Genomic DNA, 5,512 nt, shown 5'->3' with positions numbered 1-5,512 from the left:
GATGAACGGAAAGGTTCCATCAACCATGGCGAGCATCGGCCTGGCTCTTGTTTTCGCTCGCGCTTGCGGGCAAAGGTCACGGCCATGTCGCTGCGCCTCGCCACCTTCAATGTCGAGAACCTGATGAGCAGGTTCGATTTCTCGGGCTATCGCAACCAGCTCAACGAAGACCGCACGCTGGCGCTGTTCGACATCCAGAGCGAGGCCGAATACCGCATCCTCGAACAGGCTCGCACGATCGCCCAATCCGACGACACCCGCCAATTGACGGCGCTCGCCATCGCGGCCACCCGGGCCGACGTCATCTGCATGCAGGAGGTCGACAACATCGAGGCGCTGAAAGCCTTCGAGTATGGCTATCTGTTCAAGATGGTCGGGCAGGGCTATCGGCAGAAATACACCACCGCCGGCAACGACACGCGCGGCATCGATGTCGCCGTGATGATGCGCAACGAGACCGCGCAAGGGCAGCCGATCGAATTCGTGCGCATGACCAGCCACGCCTATGTCACCTTCGAGGAGTTCGGGCTGTTCACGCCGGAACTCGCCGCGCTCGGCTATCTCGCCACCGAGCGTATCTTTCGCCGCGACTGCCTGGAGATCGACCTGAGGATCGGCGGCGCGCCGCTGACGCTTTATCTCGTGCATTTCAAATCGATGGGCCCGCCGCGCAACGGGCTGGACGGCCGCGAGGCGTCGATGCCGCTGCGCATCGCCGAGGCGCAGGCGGTGCGCCGCATCATCGAGGAGCGTTTCGGCAAGGATCACGCCGCGAACAAGCGCTGGGCGATCTGCGGCGACCTCAACGACTACCGGCAGCGCGTGAAGATCGATGGCGACGCCATCGACGGCTACCGTTTCGAGGTCGTCGACGAAGCCCGGTCCTCGGTCGATGTGCTCACCGCCGGCGGCTTTTGCGAGAATGTCGTCGAGCGGCGGCCGGAGATGGATCGCTGGAGCTTCTACCACACGCGCGGCCCGGAGGAACGGCATCTTTGCCAGCTCGATTATATCCTGCTGTCCAAGGCGCTGGCCGCGAGGAACGCCACGGCCGTTCCCGACATCATCCGCAACGGCCAGCCCTGGCGCACCATCTTCCCGCCCGGACAGGAGGTCGAACGGTTCCCGCGCGCCGGCTGGGACAGGCCAAAGGCCTCCGATCACTGCCCGGTGGCGATCGCACTGGACATGGCGTGACCCTTTTGAGCTTCGATCTGCCCCGCAACGTCATCCTGCCGGTCGACGCGATCGACGTCCGCCTGGATCCCGGCCCGCATCCGTTCGCGGTCAGCAATGCAGAGGCGATCGCCGAGAACTGGCGGCAGGAGATTGCCGCCAATCCGGCATTGTTCGACGGCACCGTGGTGCTGCTTTCCGAGCTTGTCTACCGGGATGGCCGCCTCGTTGGCCGCTGCCACGCGGTCAACTATTCGACCTTCATGCTGTGGCATAAGCGGCGCGAGAATTCCGGTGCCGAGCATGCCTATGCGCATGCCGTGCTGGTTGCCGGCGACAATGCGCTGGTGGCGATCCGCATGGGCCGTCACACGGTCAATGCCGGCCGCGTCTATTTCGCCGCCGGCTCGTTCGAGCCGATCGACTTCCGCGACGGCATGGTGGATGTCGACTTCAACATGATCCGCGAGGTCGGGGAGGAGACAGGGCTCGATCTTTCAGCGGCCGAACGCGGACAGCGCTATCACGCGCTGTCGACGGCGAGCGGCACGGTGATCTTCCGCCGGTACCGTGTGGCCGAAACGGCCGACGAGCTGGCGCGGCGCATCAGTGCCTTCGTCGCGGCCGAGGCCGAGCCGGAGATCGAGGGGCCGGTCATCATCCGTAGTGACGGCGATCTGCCCGACGGCTTGATGCCCCACATGAAGCCGCTGATCGAGTGGCATTTCGGCGGTGACCGTTAGCACCGCTGCTCGGACTATTCGTGCCGCAGCGCGTCGATCGGGTCGAGGCGAGCGCCGCGCAGCGCCGGGAAGAAGCCGAACACCATGCCGATCAGCGCTGAGAAACCGACGGCGAGCAGGATGACGGCAGGGCTTGGCGCGAAAGGTATTGTCAGCGCCATCGAGGTCAGACCGGCGAGCGAAAGCCCGATCAGGATGCCGATGATGCCGCCAAGCAGAGATAGCACTGTCGCCTCGACCAGGAACTGGATGAGGATGTGCTTTTCGTGAGCGCCGATCGCCAGCCTGATGCCGATCTCGCGCGTCCGTTCGGTGACCGAGACCAGCATGATGTTCATGATGCCGATGCCGCCGACCAGGAGGCTGACGCCGGCGACTGCGCCCAGCATGCCGGTCATGGTGGTCGTGGCGCTGGTCATGGCATCGGCGATCTGGGTCATGTCGCGGATGGCGAAATCAGGATCGCGATCGGGTGTGATACGGCGCGTGTCGCGCAAAATGTCCTCGACGCGCGGCTGCAGCTCGCTGGTCGGCGTGCGGTCGTCGGCGGCGATGTAGATGTTGTCGATGTCGCGATTGCCGGCGATGCGCCGCTGGTAGGCATGCAGCGGCATCAGCACGACATTGTCCTGGTCCTGGCCGAAGCCGGTATAGCCCTTGGGCTCGAGCAGGCCGATGATCTTGCAGGAGGTGCGGTTGACGCGGATGATCTCGCCCTCCGGGTCGCCGGCGCCGAAGAACTGTTGGCGCACCGTTTCCCCGACCAGGCAGACACCCGTGCCGGCGCGCGTCTCGGAATCGCTGAACGGCCGCCCGGAAACCAGTTTCCAGTCGCGGGCGTCGAGATAGGCGCTGTCCGTGCCGGTCACCCCCGATGTCAGGCTTTCGGTGCCGAAGATGACGCGGACCTGTTTTTGCGAAGCAGGCGAAATCGCGCGCGCGCCGCTCAGATGCGAAACGAGCGCGGTGACATCCTTTTCGGCCAGCGGCCGCACTGCCTGATCGAGACCGCCCGGTCCGCCTGGCCCCGCAGGCCGGCCGGCGCGAACGACGAGCAGGTTGCTGCCGAGCTTCGAGATATCCGCCTTGACCTTCTCCGTCGTGCCCGAGCCGATGGTTAGCATGGCGATGACGGCCGCGACGCCGATGACGATGCCAAGCAGCGTCAGGAACGAGCGCAGCACATTGCGGCGAATCGAGCGCAGCGAAAGGCGGACGGTCTCCCAGATCATGCCGCTTCCTCCGCTTTCAAGGTATCGGAGGCGACATGGCCGTCGAGGAAGCGGATGGTGCGGCCGGCATAGTCCGCGACATCGGCCTCATGCGTGACCATGACGATGGAGAGCCCGAGCTCGGCGTTGAGCCTGGTCAGCAGCTCCATGATCTCATGCGTGCGCGCGGTGTCGAGATTGCCGGTCGGCTCGTCGGCGACGAGCAGCGTCGGCCTTGTGACGATGGCGCGGGCGATCGCCACGCGCTGCTGCTGGCCGCCTGACAGCTCAGCCGGCGTGTGATGCTCGCGCCCGACAAGCCCGACCTCGGCCAGCGCCTGCATGGCGAGATCGCGGCGCTCGCGCGCTCCAACGCCGCGATAGATCAACGGCAGCTCGACATTTTCCGCCGCGGTGGTGCGCGGCAACAGATTGTAGCCCTGGAAAACGAAGCCGACATAAAGGTTGCGCAAAAGCGCGCGGCGGTTGCGGTCGAGCCGGCCCGCATCGACACCCATGAAGGAGTAGGTTCCGGCCGTCGGCGTGTCGAGGCAGCCGATGATGTTCATCGCCGTCGATTTGCCCGAGCCGGAGGGGCCCATGATGGCGACGAATTCACCTCTGCGGATCGCGAGATCGACGCCGGCCAGCGCGTGCACGCAGGCCTCGCCCTCGCCATAGCTTTTCCAGACCTTGTCGAAGGTGATGAGCAGGGGAGCCGACATGGCGTCAGCTCCGCTGCTGCGCGCCGGTGATGACTTGCGCGCCCTCGTCGAGGCCGGAGGTGATCTCGGTTAGCTCGCCGTCGGTCGAGCCTATCTTGACGTTGACCGGATGCGGCCTGCCGTTCTCCAGCACATAAAGCGTGCGCGAGCCGTCTGTCGGCGCCTTCGTCGCCTCGCGCTGCCGGTTGGGGCGGCCCATGCGGCCGGTGAAAAGGTCGCTGAAGCTCCAGCCGCGCGCCTGCTGCTGCATCGGGCGATAACGGAAGGCGGTCGAGGGGACGGTGAGCACTCCCTTGGCCTGTCTTGTGACGACCGAGACCGTCGCCGTCATGCCGGGCCTGAGCAGAAGCTCGCCATTGTCGACCTCGAGCCGGGCCTTGTAGGTGACGACGCCATCCGTGGTGACCGAAGCGTAGGAGATGTCGCGGATCTCGGCGTCGAACGGCCTGTCAGGGAAAGCGTCGACGGTGAAGCGGGCGTGCTGGCCGGGTTTCACCGCGCCGATGTCAGCTTCGTCTACGGCCGCCTGCAATTCCATGTTGCGAAGATCGGCGGCGATAACGAAGAGCACCGGCGCCTGCAGTGAGGACGCGACGGTCTGGCCGGGATCGACAGAGCGCGTCAGCACGATGCCGTCGATCGGCGCATAGATGGTGCTCTTGGCCAGATCGGTCTGCTGCGCCTTGAGATCGGCCTGGGCGATGGCGAGATTGGCTTCGGCGCTGTCGAGTGCTGCTTTCGAGCGGTCGCGCGTCGCGGTTGCCGCTTCGAGCGACTGGTCCGTCGCCATGCCGCGCTTGGTGAGCGCGCTTGCGCGCACAACCGCGTTCTCGTTTTCCTGCAAGGTCACCTTGGCGTCTTCGACGGAGGCGGACGCCGCCTTGGCAGAGGCGGTGGCGCGCTCGATCTGGACCTCCAGCTTGGCGGTATCGAGCGTCGCCAGCACGTCGCCCTTCTTGACCTGCTGGTTTTCATTGACCGCGACCGAGCGGACGATGCCGGACAGTTCGCTTGAGATATCCACCTGGGTCAGCGGCTGCAGCGTGCCGGTGGCCGATACCTCGACCGTGAGGTCGGCGATCGCCGCGGGCACGGTGGTGTATTCGATCCTGGGAGGGGCTGCGGCATACCATCGATAGAGGGCAACGCAGCAGGCGACGATCGCTATCGCGAGCAGCGCATAGAGCCAGAAGCGGCGACGCTTGCGGCTTACGCCCTTGCGGTCGAGCCCGAGCGCAGCCTCTATGGAAGTACCGGATTCCGCGTTTGGCGGATTGACAAGCTGGTCCACCCCAGACCCCTATAATGAAAAATCGACATCCCTATCGGTGCACAAATCAGGCCTTAAGGTTCGAATTTCAAATTAAATTTCCCTCATGTTGGGATTGAGGCAGATATTCGGGCCGAGGCGAAAGGTTTACTCCATGGCGCGCGATTACTTGCTTTACGATGTGTTTACCACCGAAAGGCTGGCCGGAAATCCGCTTGCCGTGGTGCTCGACTGCGACGGGCTCGACGGCGCCGGCATGCAGGCCATCGCGCGCGAATTCAATCTTTCCGAGACGGTGTTCGTGCTGCCTGCCGACAATCCAAAGCACCGCAACCGTATCCGCATCTTCACGCCCGACTATGAAATGCCTTTCGCGGGGCATCCGAC

The 5,512-nt window shown here is 64.7% G+C and carries 6 protein-coding genes; 3 read left to right on the top strand and 3 right to left on the bottom strand.

Going from position 1 to position 5,512, the window contains the following annotated elements; translation table 11 throughout:
- The first annotated feature begins 84 nt into the window (after positions 1-84).
- Both EOD07_RS20705 and EOD07_RS20700 read left to right on the top strand, forming a co-directional pair.
- Entirely contained in the window at positions 85-1,197 is a 1,113-nt protein-coding gene (locus EOD07_RS20705; protein WP_073985958.1) for an endonuclease/exonuclease/phosphatase family protein, read from the top strand.
- Positions 1,198-1,202: 5 nt separating this feature from the next.
- Positions 1,203-1,919 carry a hypothetical protein gene (locus EOD07_RS20700; protein ID WP_127236781.1) on the top strand — a complete coding sequence of 239 codons (717 nt, stop codon included), beginning with the start codon at positions 1,203-1,205 and terminating at the stop codon, positions 1,917-1,919.
- 14 nt (positions 1,920-1,933) lie between these two features.
- Here EOD07_RS20700 and EOD07_RS20695 read toward each other — a convergent pair whose 3' ends face one another.
- Genes EOD07_RS20695 through EOD07_RS20685 form a run of 3 tightly spaced genes read right to left on the bottom strand, consistent with a single transcriptional unit; the run spans position 1,934 to position 5,146 of the window.
- Positions 1,934-3,151 (bottom strand): ABC transporter permease, encoded by a 1,218-nt coding sequence (locus EOD07_RS20695; protein WP_127236780.1) that lies wholly within the window; start codon positions 3,149-3,151, stop codon positions 1,934-1,936.
- Positions 3,148-3,855 carry an ABC transporter ATP-binding protein gene (locus EOD07_RS20690; RefSeq protein ID WP_127236779.1) on the bottom strand — a complete coding sequence of 236 codons (708 nt, stop codon included), beginning with the start codon at positions 3,853-3,855 and terminating at the stop codon, positions 3,148-3,150. The genes EOD07_RS20695 and EOD07_RS20690 overlap by 4 nt, the downstream gene beginning before the upstream one ends.
- Before the next feature lie 4 nt (positions 3,856-3,859).
- On the bottom strand, positions 3,860-5,146 hold the full coding sequence (locus EOD07_RS20685) for an efflux RND transporter periplasmic adaptor subunit (protein WP_127236778.1): 1,287 nt from the start codon (positions 5,144-5,146) through the stop codon (positions 3,860-3,862).
- 133 nt (positions 5,147-5,279) lie between these two features.
- Between EOD07_RS20685 and EOD07_RS20680 the strand changes: the two genes are divergently transcribed.
- A partial coding sequence (locus EOD07_RS20680) for a PhzF family phenazine biosynthesis isomerase (protein WP_164772390.1) occupies positions 5,280-5,512 on the top strand: 233 nt, incomplete at its 3' end.

It is taken from the genome of Mesorhizobium sp. M2C.T.Ca.TU.002.02.1.1, from assembly GCF_003997225.1.
This window is presented reverse-complemented; position numbering and strand designations above follow the sequence as displayed.